General features: G+C 70.6%; 18 protein-coding genes. 10 read left to right on the top strand and 8 right to left on the bottom strand.

Annotation, left to right across the window (positions count from 1 at the left end; translation table 11 throughout):
• The first annotated feature begins 1 nt into the window (after position 1).
• The 10 genes from VAB18032_RS15295 to VAB18032_RS15250 all read left to right on the top strand — a co-directional run bounded on the left by VAB18032_RS15295 (position 2) and on the right by VAB18032_RS15250 (position 10,219).
• Positions 2-2,266 (top strand): TOMM precursor leader peptide-binding protein, encoded by a 2,265-nt coding sequence (locus VAB18032_RS15295; protein WP_013733767.1) that lies wholly within the window; start codon positions 2-4, stop codon positions 2,264-2,266.
• Positions 2,267-2,295: 29 nt separating this feature from the next.
• Positions 2,296-3,858 carry a SagB/ThcOx family dehydrogenase gene (locus VAB18032_RS15290; RefSeq protein ID WP_013733766.1) on the top strand — a complete coding sequence of 521 codons (1,563 nt, stop codon included), beginning with the start codon at positions 2,296-2,298 and terminating at the stop codon, positions 3,856-3,858.
• Positions 3,855-4,778: an ABC transporter ATP-binding protein gene (locus VAB18032_RS15285; protein WP_013733765.1), complete on the top strand. Its 924-nt coding sequence runs from the start codon at positions 3,855-3,857 to the stop codon at positions 4,776-4,778. Before VAB18032_RS15290 ends, VAB18032_RS15285 begins: the two co-directional genes overlap by 4 nt.
• Positions 4,775-5,533 carry an ABC transporter permease gene (locus tag VAB18032_RS32125; RefSeq protein ID WP_013733764.1) on the top strand — a complete coding sequence of 253 codons (759 nt, stop codon included), beginning with the start codon at positions 4,775-4,777 and terminating at the stop codon, positions 5,531-5,533. The genes VAB18032_RS15285 and VAB18032_RS32125 overlap by 4 nt, the downstream gene beginning before the upstream one ends.
• Before the next feature lie 100 nt (positions 5,534-5,633).
• Positions 5,634-6,791: a sensor histidine kinase gene (locus VAB18032_RS15275; RefSeq protein WP_158309501.1), complete on the top strand. Its 1,158-nt coding sequence runs from the start codon at positions 5,634-5,636 to the stop codon at positions 6,789-6,791.
• A complete protein-coding gene (locus VAB18032_RS15270) occupies positions 6,788-7,399 on the top strand; it encodes a response regulator transcription factor (RefSeq protein ID WP_013733762.1) in 612 nt (203 codons plus the stop codon). Before VAB18032_RS15275 ends, VAB18032_RS15270 begins: the two co-directional genes overlap by 4 nt.
• Positions 7,400-7,693: 294 nt before the next feature.
• Positions 7,694-8,032, top strand: a complete 339-nt coding sequence (locus tag VAB18032_RS15265) for a TIGR04351 family putative TOMM peptide (RefSeq protein WP_013733761.1) — start codon at positions 7,694-7,696, stop codon at positions 8,030-8,032.
• A gap of 100 nt (positions 8,033-8,132) precedes the next feature.
• The gene (locus VAB18032_RS15260) at positions 8,133-8,405 is read left to right on the top strand and encodes a TIGR04351 family putative TOMM peptide (RefSeq protein ID WP_013733760.1); all 273 of its coding nucleotides are present in this window, start codon (positions 8,133-8,135) and stop codon (positions 8,403-8,405) included.
• 1 nt (position 8,406) lies between these two features.
• On the top strand, positions 8,407-9,576 hold the full coding sequence (locus tag VAB18032_RS30110; protein ID WP_013733759.1) for a sensor histidine kinase: 1,170 nt from the start codon (positions 8,407-8,409) through the stop codon (positions 9,574-9,576).
• A gap of 16 nt (positions 9,577-9,592) precedes the next feature.
• Complete coding sequence (locus VAB18032_RS15250) at positions 9,593-10,219, top strand: response regulator transcription factor (protein ID WP_013733758.1); 627 nt, start codon at positions 9,593-9,595, stop codon at positions 10,217-10,219.
• 10 nt (positions 10,220-10,229) lie between these two features.
• Here the strand turns inward: VAB18032_RS15250 and VAB18032_RS15245 are convergent, their stop codons facing one another.
• The 8 genes from VAB18032_RS15245 to VAB18032_RS15210 form a co-directional block, all read right to left on the bottom strand.
• A complete protein-coding gene (locus VAB18032_RS15245) occupies positions 10,230-10,943 on the bottom strand; it encodes a DNA alkylation repair protein (protein ID WP_043720787.1) in 714 nt (237 codons plus the stop codon).
• A 248-nt stretch (positions 10,944-11,191) separates the two neighbouring features.
• A complete protein-coding gene (locus tag VAB18032_RS15240; RefSeq protein ID WP_013733756.1) occupies positions 11,192-12,391 on the bottom strand; it encodes an RtcB family protein in 1,200 nt (399 codons plus the stop codon).
• A 182-nt stretch (positions 12,392-12,573) separates the two neighbouring features.
• On the bottom strand, positions 12,574-12,951 hold the full coding sequence (gene mnhG, locus VAB18032_RS15235) for a monovalent cation/H(+) antiporter subunit G (protein ID WP_013733755.1): 378 nt from the start codon (positions 12,949-12,951) through the stop codon (positions 12,574-12,576).
• Positions 12,948-13,211, bottom strand: coding sequence for a monovalent cation/H+ antiporter complex subunit F (locus VAB18032_RS15230; RefSeq protein WP_013733754.1), 264 nt, complete (start codon positions 13,209-13,211; stop codon positions 12,948-12,950). The genes mnhG and VAB18032_RS15230 overlap by 4 nt, the downstream gene beginning before the upstream one ends.
• The gene (locus VAB18032_RS15225; RefSeq protein ID WP_232510811.1) at positions 13,208-13,834 is read right to left on the bottom strand and encodes a Na+/H+ antiporter subunit E; all 627 of its coding nucleotides are present in this window, start codon (positions 13,832-13,834) and stop codon (positions 13,208-13,210) included. Before VAB18032_RS15225 ends, VAB18032_RS15230 begins: the two co-directional genes overlap by 4 nt.
• The gene (locus tag VAB18032_RS15220) at positions 13,831-15,408 is read right to left on the bottom strand and encodes a Na+/H+ antiporter subunit D (RefSeq protein WP_013733752.1); all 1,578 of its coding nucleotides are present in this window, start codon (positions 15,406-15,408) and stop codon (positions 13,831-13,833) included. The genes VAB18032_RS15225 and VAB18032_RS15220 overlap by 4 nt, the downstream gene beginning before the upstream one ends.
• Entirely contained in the window at positions 15,405-15,866 is a 462-nt protein-coding gene (locus VAB18032_RS15215; RefSeq protein ID WP_013733751.1) for a Na(+)/H(+) antiporter subunit C, read from the bottom strand. The genes VAB18032_RS15220 and VAB18032_RS15215 overlap by 4 nt, the downstream gene beginning before the upstream one ends.
• Positions 15,863-18,685, bottom strand: a complete 2,823-nt coding sequence (locus VAB18032_RS15210) for a Na+/H+ antiporter subunit A (protein WP_013733750.1) — start codon at positions 18,683-18,685, stop codon at positions 15,863-15,865. Before VAB18032_RS15210 ends, VAB18032_RS15215 begins: the two co-directional genes overlap by 4 nt.
• Positions 18,686-18,841 lie beyond the last annotated feature (156 nt).

The following is an 18,841-nucleotide window of genomic DNA, read 5'->3' as shown; positions in this document are numbered from 1 at the left end:
CATGACGATCCGTCCACGGGTACGCCGCAACCTGCGCGTGGAGAACCTGCCCGGTGAGGCCGTGTACGTGTTCTCCGAGCGTGGCCACCAGGTCATCGAGGGCGAGCTGACCGAGCGGGTCCTGCCGCTGCTGGACGGCAAGCACGACGTCGACGACGTGCTCGACGCCCTGGCCGACGAACCGCCGGAGCGGGTGCTCTACCTCATCGAGCGGTTGATCCGAATGGGGGTCGTGCTGCGGGTCGACCCCGAGTTGCCGCAACGCGAATCGGCCTTCTGGGACATGGCCGGTACCAGCGCCGAGGTGGTGGCCGACCGGCTCGCCGCGGCCACGGTCGGCCTGTCGGTCGTCGGCGAGGTCGACACGGAGCCGCTGCTGGCCGCGCTCGGGGCCGCCGGCCTGCGGGTCACGCCGGTGGGTGCCGGCCCGGCGAGCCCGGTCGACCTGTCGGTGGTGGCCACCGACAACTACCTCAATCCGGAGCTGGCCGAGCTGAACGACGCGGCGCTGCGCAGCGGCCGCCCGTGGCTGCTGACCAAGCCGGTCGGTTCGGTGCTGTGGATCGGCCCGACGTTCAAGCCGGCGAGCCGGGAGCACGGCTGCTGGGCGTGCGTGGCGTTCCGGCTGGCCGGACACCGGCAGGTCGACGAGTACCTGCGCGACAAGCTCGAACACGTCGGCCCGCTGCGGGTGCCGCTGGCCGACCTGCCGACCACCCGGGACATCGGTGCGCGGCTGACCGCGTTGGAGGCGGTCAAGCACGTCGCCGGCCTCGGCACCGAGCAGGAGAACGGCATCCTCACCCTCGACACGATCTACTTCGACACCCAGCGGCATCCGCTGCACCGCCGCCCGCAGTGCCCGTCCTGCGGGGAACCGGAACTGGTCGCCCGGCGGTTCGCCGCACCGGTACGCCTGCAGTCGCGGGCGAAGACCTACACCGGCGACGGCGGCCACCGGGCCCAGCGGCCCGACGAGGTGCTCGCCCGGTATTCGCCGCAGGTCAGCTCGGTCACCGGGGTGGTGCGGGAACTGCGTCCCTTCGCCACCGGCCGGGACTTCGTCAAGGGGTACTACGCCGGGCACAACTTCGCCCGCCGGGTGCACAACCTGCGGCATCTGCGCAGCGGGTTGCGCAGCATGGCGGCCGGCAAGGGCACCACCGACACCCAGGCCCGGGCCAGCGCGATCTGCGAGGCGATCGAACGCTACAGCGGTCTGTTCGTCGGCGACGAACCCCGGATCACCGCCACCCTGGCGGAGTTGGGCGACCGGGCGCTGGCCCCGAACGACCTGCAGCTCTACAGCCCCCGGCAGCACGAGAACCGGGTGGCGTGGAACGCGGCGCAACGGTCGAGCTTCCAGATCGTCTGCGACCCGCTGCCGGCCGACCGGCCGATCGAGTGGAGCCCGGTCTGGTCGCTGACCCACGAGCGGCACTTCCACGTGCCGACCGCGCACCTGTACTTCCAGTACCCGAGCCGGCCCGGTGAGCTGTTCGCGTCGGCCTGCTCCAACGGCAACGCCGCCGGGTCGAGCATCGAGGACGCCGTGCTGCAGGGCTTCCTGGAACTTGTCGAACGCGACAGCGTCGCGCTGTGGTGGTACAACCGGCTCAACATGCCCCGGTTCGACCTGGACAGCTTCGGTGAGCCGTGGTTCGACGAGTTCCGCGAGGTCTACGCCGGGCTCAACCGCGAGCTGTGGGTGCTGGATCTGACCGCCGACCTCGGCATTCCGGTGGCCGCCGCGATCAGTCGCCGCACCGACAAGCCGGCCGAGGACATCCTGATGGCCTTCGGCGCCCACCTGGACGCGAAGACCGCGGTGCAGCGGGCGCTCAGCGAGATGAACCAGTTCCTGCCTGCGGTCATCGACGTGCAGCCCGACGGCAGCGGCTACGCCTATCCGGACCCGGTCCAGCAGGGCTGGTGGCGACACGCCACGCTGGCCTCGGAGGGCTACCTGGCCCCGTCGGCGCGGGTGTCGACCGCGACCACGCACCGCAACCTGGCCTCCGACGACCTGAAGACCGACGTGGACACCGTACGCGGGCTCGTCGAGCGGGCCGGCATGCAGATGCTGGTGCTCGACCAGACCCGGCCCGACCTGGAACTGCCGGTGGTCAAGGTGATCGTGCCCGGGATGCGGCACTTCTGGGCCCGGTTCGGTGCCGGGCGGCTCTACGACGTACCGGTGCGACTCGGCTGGCTCGACCGGGCCACGCCGGAGGACGCCCTCAACCCCATTCCGATGTTCCTGTGACCCCGTCCATGGTTGTTGAAAGGGGCGCGATGACCCTGACCCAGTCGACCCGGCCGTACGAGCGACTTCTGCGGCTGGACCCGTCGAGCCGGCTGACCTCCGGCGGCGGGCAGCTCGCCCTGTGGTCCCGGTTCGGCCGGGTCGCCGTGGGCGAACGCGACCGGCCGATGGTCGCGGTGCTGCAGGCCCTCGCCACGACCGAGGTGACACCGACCGACCTGGAACGGCTGGCGCTGGCCACCGCGGGGGCCACCGCGACCGACGACGAGATCGCCGTGCTGGCTCGGCTGCACTGGCTGCTCGACCGGATCGGCAACGCGCTGGAGCAGCAGATCGGTCCGGCCGGTGAGCCGGGCTGGCTGCGGGTGACCGCGTTGACCGGCGACCTGCGGTTCACCCACCGCCCGTACACCGGAAATGCTCCGGTGGCGCTGTCCCGGCTGGCGCTGCTGCGCCGCCGGGACGGTCGGATGGTGGTCGAGTCGGGGCTCGCGCCGTTTCGGGTCGGTGTGCTGCACGAGCAGGCGCTCGCCCTGGTCGGCGCGCTCGCCGAGCCGCGCACCGTGGCGGACCTGGCCGCCCGGCTGGGGTTGGACGAGACCGCGATCCGGCACCTGGTCGGTTTCCTCGCCGCCGCGCAGCTCACCGACGCGGTCGACCCGGCCGCCGACCAGTGGGATCCGCACGAGCTGTACTTCCACTCCCGCAGCCGCTGCGGGCGCACCGACGAGTCGTTCGGGGCCACCTTCCCGTTCGTCGACGTACGGCCACCGCTGCCGCCGGTCAAACCGGCCCCGGCCGGCCCGGTGGTGGTACTGCCCCGACCGGACTTCGACGCGTTGCGGGCCACCGATCCGCCGCTGGTGCTGGTGCAGGAGGCCCGTCGGTCGGTGCGGGGGTTCGGTGTCGAGCCGATGACGCTTGCGCAACTCGGCGAGTTCCTCTACCGGGTCGGTCGGGTGCGCTCGGTGTACGGGCCCGACCACGACAACCGGATGCCGTACGAGGGCGTCGACCGGCCGTACCCGACCGGGGGCGCCTCCGGCGACCTGGAAATCTACGTCACCGCGCACCGGGTGGCCGGTCTACCGCGGGCCGCCTACCACTACGACGCCTGGGAACACCGGCTGGTCCAGGTCTGCGACGATCCGACGCTGATCCAAGGGCTGCTCGCCGGTGCCGCGCAGGCCACCGGCGGCACTCCCACACCTGACGCGCTGATCACCTTCACCTCCCGCTTCGGCCGGCTGACCTGGAAGTACGACGCGATGGGGTACGCGGCCACCCTCAAGCACGTCGGGGTGGCCTACCAGACCGCGTACCTGGTCGCGACCGCGATGGGGCTGGCTCCCTGCGGTCTCGGCAGCGGCGACGCCCACCTGTCGGCGCGGGTCTTCGGGCTGGACTGGCAGGTCGAGTCGTCGGTCGGCGAATTCATGCTCGGCAGCCTGCCGCGCTGGGCCGACGGCACCGATCCGCACCAGGGCCGGACCAACTGGCGCGGCGCCAACGACCCGGACTGGGCGAGACGGGCCGGTCGGTTGCTCAGCGCCGCCCGCCACGACCGCGTCGCACCGGAGGAACCGTCATGATCGAGGTGGAGGACCTGACGGTCGCGTACGGCTCGGTGCGCGCCGTCCGAGGGGTGAGCTTCCAGGTGGCGCCCGGCGAGGTGGTGGCCCTGCTGGGCCGCAACGGTGCCGGGAAGACCAGCACCATGCAGGTGCTGGCCGGGCACCGGGCGGCGACCTCGGGGCGGGTACGGGTGGCCGGCGGCGACCCGTACCGGGACCGGGCGACGGTGCGCCGCCACGTCGGCATCATGTTGCAGGAGGCCGGTTTCCTCGGTGAGTTGACCGTGGCGGAGACGGTGCAGGCATGGCGCCGGTTCGGCCGGGATCCGCTGCCCCGCGACGAGGTGCTCGATCTGGTGGACCTGCGCGCCCAGGCCCGGATCCGGGTCGGCCGGTTGTCCGGCGGGCAGCGACGCCGCCTGGACCTGGCGTTGGCGATCCTGCACCGGCCCCGGGTGCTGTTCCTCGACGAGCCGACCACCGGGCTGGATCCGGAGGCCCGGCAGAACACCTGGCAGGTCATCGAGGGGTTGGCGCAGGCAGACACGACCGTGCTGCTGACCACGCACTACCTGCAGGAGGCAGAGCGGCTGGCCGGTCGGGTGCTGATGATGGAGGCCGGGCGGCTGACGGTCTCCGGCGACCTGCCGACCGTGCTGTCCGCCGGGACGGGCACTGTCAGTTTCGCGGCGGACCGGCTGCCGGAGGATCTGCCCACCGACTGGCCGGCCGAGTACGCCGCCGGTCGCGTGGTGATCCGTACCCGCAGGCTCGACGAGACGGCCGCGGAGGTGTTCGCCTGGGCGGCGACCCGCGGTCGGGTGCTGCCGCAGGTGGCCGTCCGACCGGCCAGCCTGGAGGACGTCTACCTGGGGCTGACCGAGGATCGGCAACGCGGTCCGGTGGATGCCGTGCCGGAGAAGGTGGGGCACCGATGAGCGCGGTGACGGTGGTCGGCGGGTCGGTGGCGGTGTGGCGGCTGGAGCAGCGGCTGTTCTGGCGCAACCGGGCCCTGGTGGTGCCGACGTTCCTGGTGCCGGTGGCGATGTGCGTCAGCATCCCGTTCACCGTGCCGGCGGGCCTGGACTGGGACGGGGTGCCCTACCGGGGTCACTTCCTGACCGCCATGATCGCCATGATCACGGTGTACTCCACGTTCACCACCCTGGTGGTGACGTTGACCAGCCGACGGGACGCGTTGATCCTCAAACGGTTACGCGGCACCGAGTTGCCGAACCGGTCGATCCTGGCCGGCAACGTGCTCACCGCGTACGTCCTCAGTGGGTTGCAGTTGGTGTTGCTGCTGACCATCGGGCTGCTCGCCCTGGGCGTGCCGGCGCCGGAGAATCCGCTCCTGCTGATGGTGGCCCTGGCATACGGGACCGCGGTCTTCGCCGTGTTGGCGGCCGCCTACACGGCGCTCATCCCCAATGCGGAGAGCGCTCAGATTCTCTGCATTCCCGTGCTGTTCGCCTGTTTCGCCTGCTCGGGAATTTTCGTGCCATTGTCGGTCTTCCCGGACTGGCTGCGGACGATCGCGGAACTGCTGCCGGTCACCGCGTTGGCCGACGCGGTCCGGGCGGCGTTCTACGGCGGCGGCGCGCTGCCCCGGGACGCGGCGGTGCTCGGTGTCTGGTGGGCGGTGGGTGTGATCACCACACGGCGGTTCTTCCGCTGGGAAGGAAAGCGGTAGGGCGGTCGAATAACGGCATCTGTTCGGCTGGTTGTTGCCCCCCATCGATGAATGTGAGGATTTCCGGGCAAGTGCTTGGGGGTAACTAGAGATGGTCGACGTGGGCAGTGCGCCCCATGCGGCGAGTGCGACGACGGGCGTCGCCGTACGGACCGCCCAGACGCTGGTCTTCCTCCTCTCCATCGCCTACCTGAGCATTCCCGCTTCCCGCGTGATCACCACACAGCCGGTGCCGAACGCCGGGCTGGCCCTGCTCGCGCTGACCGGGGTGGCACTGTTGCAGTTCCGGCACACCTGGCACGGGCTGCGCGGCGAGCCGCCGGTCACCTGGTCGTGGACCCTGCTGTTGCAGGCGATCCTGTCGTACGCGCCGGCCCCGCTGGCCGGCGACGCGTGGCTGGGCGTGCCGTCCTTCCTGGCCGCCTCGCTGCTGATCACCCTGCGTTCGCCGCTGTCCTATGTCGCCTACCTCGCGGTGGTGCTGGCGGAGATCCCGTTCGCCCTGCTCGTGCACGAAGAACCAAGCGACATCGCGTACGCCACGCTCGGCGTCGCGCTGACCGGCGCGGTGGTCTTCGGTTTCGTGAAGATGGCAACCCTGGTGTGGGAGGTGCACCGGCTGCGGGCCACGCTCGCCCACCGGGCCGTCGACGTCGAACGGCTGCGCTTCGCCCGCGATCTGCACGACGTGCTCGGGCACCAGCTCTGCGCGATCGCGCTCAAGGGCGAGTTGGCCGCCGCCGTCCTGCACAGCCGCCCGGAGTCCGCGGAGCGGGAGATCAACGAGGTGGTCGGGCTGGCCCGGGAGGCGCACCGCGACATCCGGGAGGTGGTGGCCGGGTATCGCAGCGTCTCGCTCGCCGGCGAGATGACCGGGGTGACCTCGGTGCTCACCTCGGCCGGCATTGAGTGCGAGGTGGACACGGTGCCACTGGACACCCTGCCGTCCGACGCCGCCACCCCGTTGGCGTTCGCCCTGCGGGAGGGCGCCACCAACGTGCTGCGGCACAGCATCGCCCGGCACTGCTCGATCACCCTACGACCGCAGGACGACGGCCTCGTACTGCGGATCGTCAACGACGGCGTACCTCCCGGACCACCGCATCCGGCGGGCAACGGTCTGGAAGGTCTGCGGGAGCGGCTGCTCGAACTGAACGGGCGGCTGCACGCCGGCCCGGTCGGTGGCGGATCTTTCGAACTTGTGGTCTTCGTGCCGAGCCTGGCCACGAAGGCAGCGATGGTGGAGGCAACCCGATGATCAGGATTTTGCTGGCCGAGGACATGCACATGGTTCGCGGTGCGCTCGTCGCGCTGCTGTCCCTGGAGCCGGACCTCGAGGTGGTGGCGGAGGTGGCCGAGGGCACCGCGATCCTGCCCAACGCGTTGACACACCGGCCCGACGTGGCCGTGCTCGACATCGGACTGCCCGGCATCGACGGCCTGGCGGCGGCCGGCGCGCTGAGCCAACAGTTGCCGACCTGCCGGACCATCATGCTGACCAGCCACGCCGACTCGGCGAACATCGCCCGGGCGATGCTGATCGGGGTCTCCGGCTTCCTGCCCAAGGACGCCCCACCGACCCGGTTGGCCGACGCCATCCGGCGGGTGCACCGGGGCGAACGGGTGATCGACTCCGAGATCGTCGTGGCGGCGTTCCACCATGGCCCCAACCCGTTGACCGAACGCGAGCGCGACGTCCTCACCCACGTCGCCAAGGGCTCCGACGTCTCCGACGTGGCCGCGAAGCTCTATCTGGCACCGGGGACCGTCCGCAACTACCTGTCGGCCATCATGTCGAAGATCGGGGCCCGCAACCGGGTGGACGCGATCCGCATTGCCCGCGACCGAGGCTGGATCAGCGCCTGACCAGGACCGACGCCACCCTCGCACCACGCGAGGGTGGCGTCGTCGTGTCCACCGTCCGGCGGTCGCACATGACACTCGTCATGCACAGATCGTGTCGATGATGACTGTTTGAGATCGCTCGCCTGACGCCACCATGTGTGTGGCCGATCCGCCGGAGAGCAGCAGACCGGTGACTCTCCGGAGGCGGCCCGGTGCCGCAATCCTGCGTCCACCGGAGCAGCGGACAGTCCAGATGTCCGCTCCTCGCACATCGCCAAGCGCCGGCCCCGCCGGCGCGGTACGAGGAGGATCGTCATGGCCGAAGGGATCTACGTCCTGTCGGACGAGGACCGCCGGAAGTTTGCCAAGATCGTGTCGAGCGCCTGGTCCGACACCGAGTTCGCTGACCGCTACCAGAACACCCCGTACGAGGTGCTGGCCGAGCACGGCATCGACTACCCCGCCGCGGTGGCCCCGCCGCTGCTGCCGCCGAAGCCGAGCGGCGACCTGAGCATGGAGGCGCTGGAGGCCGTCGCGGCCGGCGCCGCCGAGGGCACGCTGGGCAGCGCGAGCTCGATCAGCACCATCGGTGGTACCGCCTTCACCGCCAGCACCGCCGGCACGTTCGGCATCGAAGAGCCGATCGTCAACTGACCTACCCGGTGCCGGCGTCCCGCGCCGCCTGTCCCGCTGTCCCCCGTCAGCGCCAGGCAGCGCGGGGCGCCCCGGCCCGGTCGCGTGGAGGGAGAAACCGATGGCCTCTGTACCGGCGGAACACCGTACCCGCTTTGCTCGGTTGGTCGCCGACGCGTGGTCCGATCCCACCCTCGCCAATCGATACCAGCTCGATCCCGCCGCTGTGCTTGCCGAGTACGGCATCGTGCTCGGCGCCGGCGACGAGATTCCCGATCTTCCGCCCGCGCCGGGCGAGATCGCCGTCGAGGACCTGAGCACCACGGCCGGCGCGGCGATGGCCACGATCGGCACCGTCAGCTGCCCGGGCGCCTGTGTCGGGATGAGTGCCTGAGATGACCTCCGGCACCGTTCAGTCCATCACTCCGGCGGCGGGCGCGGGATCGCCCGCCGCCGGGCAGGTCCGCCGGGCCCGGGCGGTCGTGGTCACCCGTACCGTCGCGTACGTCTTCACGGTCGTCATGCTCGCCTTCGGTCTGCTGCCCATCGTCACCGCGGTCACCGAGGGCCGCTCCTGGTGGGTGGTGACCGTCGGCGCCGGCGGCTTCGCGGTCGTCGCCACCGCCTTCATCCGGCTCGTCACCCACGCCATGCGCCATCCGTGGAGCAACCGCAGGCGTGACGACGCCCTGCTGGTCACCGGCATCGTGCTGCTGCTGCCCGTGCTCGTCGACCGGAACTGGCAGGTGATCGGCTTCCTGGCGCTCGCCGCCGTGGCGGTCACCTTCCGTCCCCGTTACGGCCTGCTTCTGGCCGTCGGGGTGCTCGTCCTGATCACGGTGGAACGGATCATGCTCGACACCCCGGGCGTCGTCTTCCTGACCGTGCAGGACGTGCTCACCGGCGCCGCGCTGGCCGGCATCATCGTGCTCGTCGCGTTCATCGAGGAACTGTTCGCCGCCCGGGCCGAGGTCGCCCGCCTCGCCGTCGACGCGGAACGGGTCCGGTTCGCCCGCGACCTGCACGACACCCTGGGCCACAACCTCTCCGCCATCGCGCTCAAGAGCGAACTCGCCCTGCGGCTGCTCGATCGCGACTCGGCCCGCGCCCGGTCGGAACTCAACGACGTGTACGGCATCGCCCGCGACTCGCTGCGCGATGTCCGCACGGTCGTCAAGGGCTACCGCCGCGACTCGCTGCAACGGGAACTGGAGGGCGTGCAGTCCGTCCTGGTCGCCGCCGGCGTGCGGTGCGAGGTCGCGACACCGGTCGAGGCCCTGCCCGCGCCGGTCGAGGAGGTGCTCGCCTGGGCCGTCCGGGAGGCGGCGACCAACCTTCTGCGCCACAGCAGCGCCAGCCGCTGCCGCATCAGCATGCACCGCTCCGACGACCAGGTACGCCTCGACGTCGCCAACGACGGCGCAGCCTCCCCCGCGCCCACCGACGACATCGGTGGCAGTGGGCTCACCGGTCTGGCCGAACGACTGGCCCCGCTGGGCGGAACCCTCACCGCCGGGCACCGTGCCGGCGGCGAATTCGTCCTCACCGTGCTCGTACCGTGCTGACAACCGAGGAGAAGCCATGATCAGGGTGTTGGTGGCTGAGGATCAGAACCTCATCCGGGGTGCTTTGGTGGCCCTGATGTCGTTGGAGAGCGACATCACCGTGGTCGCGGAGACCGAGCGCGGTGACACCATCCTGGCCGAGATCGAACAGCACCGGCCGGACGTCGCGGTGGTCGACATCGACCTGCCCGGCATGGACGGCATCGTCGCCGCCCAGCGGCTCAAGGACGCCGGTTCGCCGGTCCGCATCCTGGTGCTGACCAGCGTCGGCACGCCTGGCAACTTCGACCGGGCCATGCAGGCCGGGGTGGCCGGTTTCCTGGTCAAGGACGCGCCGAGCGATCGGCTGTGCCGCGCCATCCGGGACGTGTACGCCGGACGCCGGGTCATCGACATCGAACTCGCCGACAGCAGTTCCGCCTCGGCCGGCCCGGCCGAACGTCCCCGACCCGGCCCGCTGACCCAGCGCGAACGCGGCATCCTGGCCGCGCTGCACGACGGCATGCCGGTAGCGGCGCTGCGGTCGGTCTTCGGGTTGTCGAGCGCGACCCTTCAGGCGCACGTGGTGGCCGCCGTGTCGAAGACCGGGGCGCCGGACCCGCACGAGGCGGCCCGGGTGGCGTACCACAAGGGCTGGCTGTAGCCCGCGTACCTCACCGGTACGGAGTGAGCACACCGGACAGATACTGCTGTCGTCGCTCCGGCTCGAATTTCTCGATCGCGTACCGCAGCATCACCCGAGGCATGTCCCGGTGCCACCGGGACAGGAACTCCTCGGCCGCCGCCCGGTCCCGGTTGCCCACCTCACGCAGCATCCAGCCGACGGCCTTGTGGACGAGGTCGTGCGGATCGCCCAGCAACCGCTCGGCGAGCCGCAGGGTCCACCCGAAGTCGCCGGCCCTGATGAAGGCGAAGGTCGCCATGATCGCCATCCGCCGCTCCCACACCAGCTCGGAACCGGCCCACCGATCGAGGACCGCGCGGTCCTTGTCGATCAGCCAGGGCCCGACGAGGTACGGCGCGCACGAGTCCACCAGGTCCCAGTTGTTGATCCGCTCCGTGTTGGCCAGCACCAGCCGGTAGATCGCCTCGCGTTGCACCTCGTCGCCCTTGGCGAACTTCCGCACCAGCACGAAGATCGCGGTCAGCCGCTCCTCGTGCACATCGCCACCCAACAACGTCGCCACATCGTCCAGAGACAACTGACGCCAGTACCGCCCGGCCACCCGCCGCTGCTCCGGCACAGTGACACCGATGGCCCGATCCCCCTCGCCATACCCACCCGGCACCATCCGCAGGTACCGACTCACCCCCGCCGCCCGCTCAGCATCCGCCACCTGCGCAAGCGCCGCCCGAACCTCCCCCACCCCCACCCCCACCCCCTGCCCCCTCCCTCTCTCCCCCGCCTTCCCGTCCCGTCGATCTTGCACTTCTGGTCGACGATACGTGGGCTTATGCGGCTTATGCACCGACAGAAAGTGCAAGATCGACGGGGTGGGGGGCGTGGCGTGGCAGTGCAGGTCGTTTGGCTCGGCGTGCCGGACGGCTGCACTGCCACGTGTTCATCGTCGCCCAGCGCACGTGCGGGTGCCGGGTGACCATGGCGTGTGGTTGGTCAGCCCTTGACGCAGACCACCTGCTTGAGGTGGGCCACCACCTCGACCAGGTCCTCCTGCTGGGCCATCACCTCGGTGATGTCCTTGTACGCGCCGGGGATCTCGTCGACCACCCCGGCGTCCTTGCGGCACTCCACCCCGGAGGTCTGCGCGGCCAGGTCGTCGGTGGTGTACGTCCGCTTGGCCTGGGCGCGCGACATCCGCCGCCCCGCCCCGTGCGACGCCGAGCAGTACGCCGCCTCGTTGCCCCTGCCCCGCACGATGTACGACCCGGTGCCCATCGATCCGGGGATGATGCCCAGGTCACCGGCACCGGCCCGGATCGCGCCCTTGCGGGTGACCAGCACGTCCACCCCGTCGTAGCGCTCCTCGGCCACGTAGTTGTGGTGGCAGCTGATCGGCTCGTCGTAGCTGACCTGCTCGAACCGGTCCCGTACCAGGTTCATCAGCACGGCGAGCATGACCGCCCGGTTGCGCCGCGCGTACTCCTGCGCCCACCACAGGTCCCGCCGGTAGGCGTCCATCTCCGGCGTGCCGGACAGGAACACCGCCAGGTCCCGGTCGGGCAGGTCGGCGTTGTGCGGCAGCCGCCGGGCCACCGCCATGTGCCGCTCGGCCAGCTCCTTGCCGATGTTGCGCGACCCGGAGTGCAGCATCAGCCAGACCCGGCCGTCGTCGGTGCCGCCGGACTCCAGGCAGACCTCGATGAAGTGGTTGCCGCCGCCGAGGGTGCCCAACTGCCGGCGGGCCCGCGTCTCCAGCTGCGCCACCCGACGGTCCAGGTCGGCGAAGCGCTGCCAGAAGTCAATCCAGCCGCGCTGCTCCAGACCCCGAACCCGACGCGGGTCGACCGGATCGTCACGCTGGGCGAAGCCGACCGGAATGGCGTCCTCGATGGCCCGACGCAGCCCGGCGAGGTCATCGGGCAGATCGTCGGCGGTCAGCGAGGTGCGTACCGCCGACATGCCGCAACCGATGTCCACACCGACGGCGGCCGGCGACACGGCCTGCCGCATCGCGATCACCGACCCGACCGTCGCCCCCTTACCGAAGTGCACGTCCGGCATCACGGCAACCCCCTGCACCCACGGCAACACCCCGATGTTGCGCAGCTGCCGCGCCGCCTGCTCCTCGATCCCATAAGGATCCGTCCACACCCGCACCGGCGCCCGCGTCCCCGCCAACACCTCGTACCCCACGACGCCTCCCCCTCAATTCACCGCCGATCTTGCACCTCTGGTCGCCGATACGTCACTTCTGCGGCTTATGCCCGGGCAGAAAGTGCAAGATCGGCGCGCCGTGGTGAGCGTGGGTGAGGTGCGCGGCGGGCTGGGAGAGAGGGTATGAGGGGGTGGGGAGGGCGGCAATGGATATTGGGGCGTCAGGGGGTTGGGGTTGGGGGGGTGGTGGTGGAGAGGCGGTCGAGGTGGGGGGCCAGCTCGTCGGTGAGGAGCAGGTCGGTGCGGATGTCGTCGTGCGGGTAGGCGGCGCGGCCGACCATGTGGGCGGCTACCGGGGCGGTGGCCAGTTGGAAGACCCCGATCAGCACCAGGGTGGTGATGTCCACGCCGGTGCGCAGCCGCAGGCCACAGCCGAGCAGCACCAGCAGCAACCCGAGGACCTGCGGCTTGGCCGCGGCGTGCATGCGGGCGAGCAGGTCGGGGAAGCGCACCAGGGCCATGCCGGCGGCGAGGCTCAGCAGGGCACCGCTGATCAGGCAGACGGCGGCGACGATGTCGAGTACGGCGTCCAGGCTCATTTGTCGTTTCTCCGGGCGGCGAAGCGGGCGACGCTGACCGAGCCGACGAACCCGAGGACCGCGAGCACCACCAGCACCGGAAGCGCGGTGGCGTCCTTGCTGTAGGCGGCCTCGGTGGCGATGGCCGCGACGATGATGGCCAGCAGCACGTCGGTGGCCACCGCACGGTCCAGGATCGACGGACCACGGATGATCCGGGTGAGGGTGAGTGCGCCGGCCACGGCGAGCAGCGCGGTGACGGTCACGGCGACGATGGTCATGCCGCTGCCCCTTCCAGGTCTAGCGGTGGCGGTGGACGTTCACGGACGCGACGTTGTTCGTCCGGCGAGCCGATGGCGGCGACGATGCGCTCCTCCAACTTCAGCACCCCGCGCCGGAACTTCTCCACCTCGTCCAGGCTGTCGACGTTGATGACGTGGATGAACAGGGTGCCGGTGGTGCGGTCGGCCTCCAGGATCAGGCTGCCCGGCACCAGCGACAGCGCCTCCGCCGCGAGGGTGAGGTTGAGGTCGGTGTTCACCCGCAGGCGCACCGCGATGATGGCGCTGTGCGGCACGTGCCCGGGACGCAGCGCCATCCAGGCGATCTGCACGGAGGCGACGACGAGGTCGCTCAGGAAGCGCAGCAGGAACCGGGCCGTACCCAGCGGGTGGATCCGCCCCGCGAAGGTCACCGGCGGCAACGGGAAGACCGCCAGCAGGACGGCGGCCACCACCAGCCCACTGATCAGGTTGGCCCACGACAGCGTGCCCCAGAGCAACATCCAGACGACCACCAGGAAGATCACCGCAGTGATCCGGTTACGACGCCGGGCAGCCGGGGTCAGTGGTGCGCTGTTCGGCGGCTCGGTCGGCTCCGCCGGGGTCATCGGGTCAGGCCTCACGGCGCACCTCCCGGGAAGACGGCGTCGACGTACGGCGTGCGTTGCAGCAGGTCGTTGGCGGCATCGCTGCTCAGGTCGAACAACGGGCCGGCCACCAGCGTCAGCACCAGGCCGAAGACCACCAGGGCCACCGTCGGCGCGATCATCAGACCGGGGAGCACGGCGCCGGTCTGCGCGGTGGCGAGGGACTGCTGCGGTTGCACCGCCCCCTCGGTGCGGGCCGCCTGCTCGGCGTCGTCGGCCGCCGGCATCTCCGGGTGCGGCGCCCGCCAGAAGGCCAGGTTCCACACCCGGGCCACCGCGTACAGGGTGAGCAGGCTGGTGACCAGGCCGCCGGCGACCAGGATCCAGGCCAGCGCACCACCGTCGTCTATGCCGGCCTGGACCAGGCCGAGCTTGCCGAGGAAGCCGGAGAACGGTGGGATGCCGGCGAGATTCAACGCCGGGACGAAGAACAGCACGGCGAGGATCGGCGACAGCCGGGCCAGGCCGCCGAGGCGGTCCATGGCGGTGGTGCCACCTCTTCGTTCGACAAGTCCGGCGGCGAGGAACAGGGTGGTCTGGATGGTGATGTGGTGCACCACGTAGAAGATCGCCGCGGACAGTCCGAGGGACGAGGTGAGCCCGACACCGAAGAGCATGTAACCGATGTGGCTGATCAGTGTGAAGGACAACAATCGCTTGATGTCGGACTGGGCGACCGCGCCGAGGATGCCGACCACCATGGTCAGCACCGCCGTCACCAGCATCAGGGTCGCGACCCGGCCGCCGGGGAACAGCAGCGTCTCGGTACGGATGATCGCGTACACACCGACTTTGGTCAGCAGGCCGGCGAAGACCGCGGTGACCGGGGCGGGTGCGGTGGGATAGCTGTCCGGCAACCAGGCCGACAGCGGGAACACCGCTGCCTTGATGCCGAAGGCGAGCAGCAGCATGCCCTGCAACAGCAGCCGGATGTCGTCGGGGAGGGCGTCGAGCCGGTCGGCGAGCTGGGCCAGGTTGAGCGTGCCGGTCGAGGCGTACACCAGACCGATGGCGACCAGGAAGATCACCGACGAAAGCAGGCTGACCACGACGTAGGTGGTGCCCGCCCGGATCCGGGTCTCGGTGCTGCCCAGGGTGAGCAGCACGTAGCTGGCCACCAGCAGGATCTCGAAGCCGACGTAGAGGTTGAACAGGTCGCCGGAGAGGAAGGCGTTGCACACGCCGGCGGTCAACACCAGGTAGGTGGGGTGGTAGACCGACAGCGGAGTCTCCTCGTCGCCGTCGGCCATACCCTGCCCGATGGAGTACACCAGCACGCACAGGGTCACTGCGGCGGAGACCACAAGCATCAACGCGGCGAGCTGGTCGGCCACCAGTACGATGCCCAGCGGGGCGACCCAGCCGCCGACCTCCACCACCAGCGGCCCGTGCAGGCTGGACTGGATCAGCAGCATCGCGGCCACCGCGACGGTGGCGGCGAGGACGGTGAGGCTCACCCATCGCTGGGCGCGGGGACGCCCGAGCAGCAGCAGGGTCAGGGCCGCGCCGAGCAGTGGCATCACCACCGGCAGCGGTACGAGGAACGTCATCCGGCCCGCCCTCCCTTCGCCGTGGTGGACAGCTGCCGCTCGTCCGTTGTCGGTGATTCCTCGTCGTCGTCGCCGTCGACGTCGTCGTCGGGTACCTCGTCGCGGTCCGCGAGGTCCATGATCCGGCGGTCCTCGACGTCGTCCTGCACCTCGTCGTGCCCGTTGAGGTGCCAACTGCGGTACGCCAGGGCGAGCAGGAAGGCGGTCATGCCCAGGGTGATCACGATGGCGGTGAGGATCATCGCCTGCGGCAGTGGATCGCTCATCTCCTCATGCGGGGCGCTGCCGACGATCGGCGGGGCACCGGCCCGCCCACCGGTGAGCAGCAGCAGGTTCGCGCCGTTGCCGAGCAGGATGACGCCCATCAGCACCCGGGTGAGGCTGCGTTCCAGCAGCAGCGTCACGCCGGCGGCGACGAGCACGCCGACCACGATGACGTAGGTGAGGTTGGGGCTCACACCAGCTCCTTTTCCCGTACCTCGTCGCCCTCGGTCTCGTGTTGGCGGTCCATCTCCGCGCCGAGGCTGCGCAGGATGTCCAGCACCAGGCCGACGACGATCAGGTAGACACCGACGTCGAAGAAGGCCGACGTGACGAAGTGGATGTGACCCAGCACCGGTAGGTGGAAGTCGAGCAGGGCGCTCTGCAGGAACTCCCCGCCGAGCAACATGGCGGCCACGCCGGTGCCGACGGCCACGAACAGCCCGGCACCGAGCACCACGCCGGCGTCGACGGGTGCGGCGCCGTTGAGCTCGGTACGACCACCGGCCAGGTACCGCACGGCCAGGGCCAGACCGGCGACCAGACCGGCGGCGAAGCCACCACCGGGGGCGTTGTGGCCACTGAACAGCAGGTAGATGGAGAACAGCACGATGGCGTGGAACAGCAGCCGGGTGATCACCTGGAGGATGACCGACTGCGACCGGGCGGTGGCGCCGGTGGTCAACCAGCGGGGCCGGTTGTACTCGGTCGGCCCGTCGCCGGGGATGTCGCCGCGGCGGCCGAGGTCGCGGGCATGGCGGAAGATCAGGCTGGCCACACCGGTCGCGGCCACCACCAGCACCGCGATCTCACCCATGGTGTCCCAGGCCCGGATGTCGACAAGGGTCACGTTGACCACGTTCTTGCCGCCGCCGTAGGAGACCGCCTCGTCGGGGAAGTCGACGGAGATCGGAACGGCCTGGCGGGCACCGGCCGCCACGTAGGCCATGCCAGCGGTGACGGCGCCGACGGCCACCCCGATCGCGACCCGGCCACGCCGGCTGGAACGGATCGGGCGTTCGGAGAACTTCGCCGGCAGCCGACGCAGCACCAGCACGAACATCACGATCGTGACGGTCTCCACCAGGAACTGGGTCAACGCCAGATCGGGTGCGCCGTGCAGGATGAACATCAGCGCGATGCCGTAGCCGGCCACGCCGACCAGGATCATCGCGGTGAGCCGACGCAGGGCGCGGGCGGCCATCACGGCGGCGATCACCACCATGGCGGCGGCGACTCCCTGCAACGGGGTGTCCCACAGATGGAAGCGCTGTGGCCAGGGGCTGCCGGCCAGCAGCGCACCACCCGGCAACACGACCATCACCACCAGGATGACGCCGAGGTAGAACGGCAGCGAACCACGCTGGGTCCGACCGGTCAGCTCGACCGCGAGCCGGTCGATGGCGTTGATGCACTTCTTGTACGCCACGGCACCGTCGAACGGCAGCCGCATGGTGGCCCGGACCCGCTCGCGGCGCATCAGGTCGAACAGGCCGGCACCACCCGCCACGGCCAGCACGGACAGGCCGAGCGCCGGGGTGAGGCCGTGCCACAACGCCAGGTGGTAGCCGGGTTCGGCGGAGCGGTACAGGTCGGCGTACGGGGCCAGCAGGCGGTCCACCGCCGGGGCGAGGACGCCGACGGCGACACCGGCGACGGCCAGTACGGCGGCCGGGGTGAGGATCGCCCAGGACACCGGCCGGACCGTGGTGGGCTCGACGCCGGGCTTGTCGGCGAAGGCGCCCCACAGGTAGCGCAGGGTGTACGCCACGGTCAGCGCTGAGCCGAAGATCACACCGGCGAGCACCGCCAGTTCTGCGGAACCACCGTGCAGCAGCGCCTCGACCGCAGCCTCTTTGGCGACGAACCCGGCCATCGGCGGCAGACCGGCCATCGAGGCCGCGGCGAGCCCCGCCACCACGGCCAGGGCGGGGGCGCGACGCCCGACGCCGCTGAGTTCCCGCAGGTCACGGGTGCCGGTGGCGTGGTCGATGATGCCGACGGTGAGGAACAGGGTGGCTTTGAACAGGGCGTGGGCCAGCACCATCGCCACGCCGGCCAGGGCGGCGTCCCGGGTGCCGGCACCGAGGATCACCATGAGCAGGCCGAGCTGGCTGACCGTGCCGTACGCCAGCAGCAGCTTGAGGTCGACCTGACGCAACGCCGACCAGCCGCCGAGGAACATGGTGATCAGGCCACCGACGAGCAGCACCGGCCGCCACGGGGTGACCTCCGCGACGGCGGGGCCCATCAGGGCGACCAGGAAGACGCCCGCTTTGACCATGGCCGCCGCGTGCAGGTACGCGCTGACCGGTGTCGGCGCGGCCATGGCGCCCGGCAACCAGAAGCTGAACGGGAAGATCGCCGACTTGCTCAACGCGCCCAGCAAGATCAGCACCAGGGCGACCGCCAGGTAGCCGCCGCCGGGCAGGTTCTCGGCGACGACGGACCAGCGGTAGCTGCCGGCGTGCTGGCCGAGCATGACGAACCCGGCGAGCATCGCCAGGCCGCCCAGCGTGGTCACCAGCAAGGCCTGCATGGCGGCGCGGCGACTGGCCCGCTTCGCCGGGTCGTAGCCGATCAGCAGGTAGGAGAAGACGGTGGTCAGCTCCCAGAACACGTACAGCAGCAGCAGGTCGTCGGAGACCACCAGGCCGAGCATCGCACCGGCGAAGGCCACGAACACCGCGACGAAGCGGCCCAGGCCGGGGTCGTCGGAGCGGAAGTAGCGGGCGCTGTAGGCCAGCACCAGGGCACCCACGCCACCGACCAGCACCACCATCAACCAGGACAGCGTGCCCATCCGCAACGCGATTTCCAGATCGAGTTGCGGCACCCAGGTCAGCGTCTCGACCACGGGCTCGCCGGAGCGGACCTCACCGGTGTGTGTCAGCGCCCACGCCAGCGTCGCTCCAGGGACCAACGCGACCACGTAGAGGGCGTGCCGTCCCCAGAGTCGCACCAGCGCCGGGGCGATCACGGCTGTCAGCGCATGGACCGCCACCAGAACCAGCACACACCCTCCTCGGGAGATCATCAGTCGGTGCAACGACCTTATCCGGTAAGGACCGCCATCTGCATCTGCCGTGAATTGGATCAAAGGTGTGTCCGGCGACAGAGCACTCAGAACGACGGCGGAGTTCACCGCCGTTTCACCGTTGGCAGTACGGCG

This window comes from Micromonospora maris AB-18-032 (assembly GCF_000204155.1).
In the GTDB taxonomy this organism is placed as follows: domain Bacteria; phylum Actinomycetota; class Actinomycetes; order Mycobacteriales; family Micromonosporaceae; genus Micromonospora; species Micromonospora gifhornensis.
This window is presented reverse-complemented; position numbering and strand designations above follow the sequence as displayed.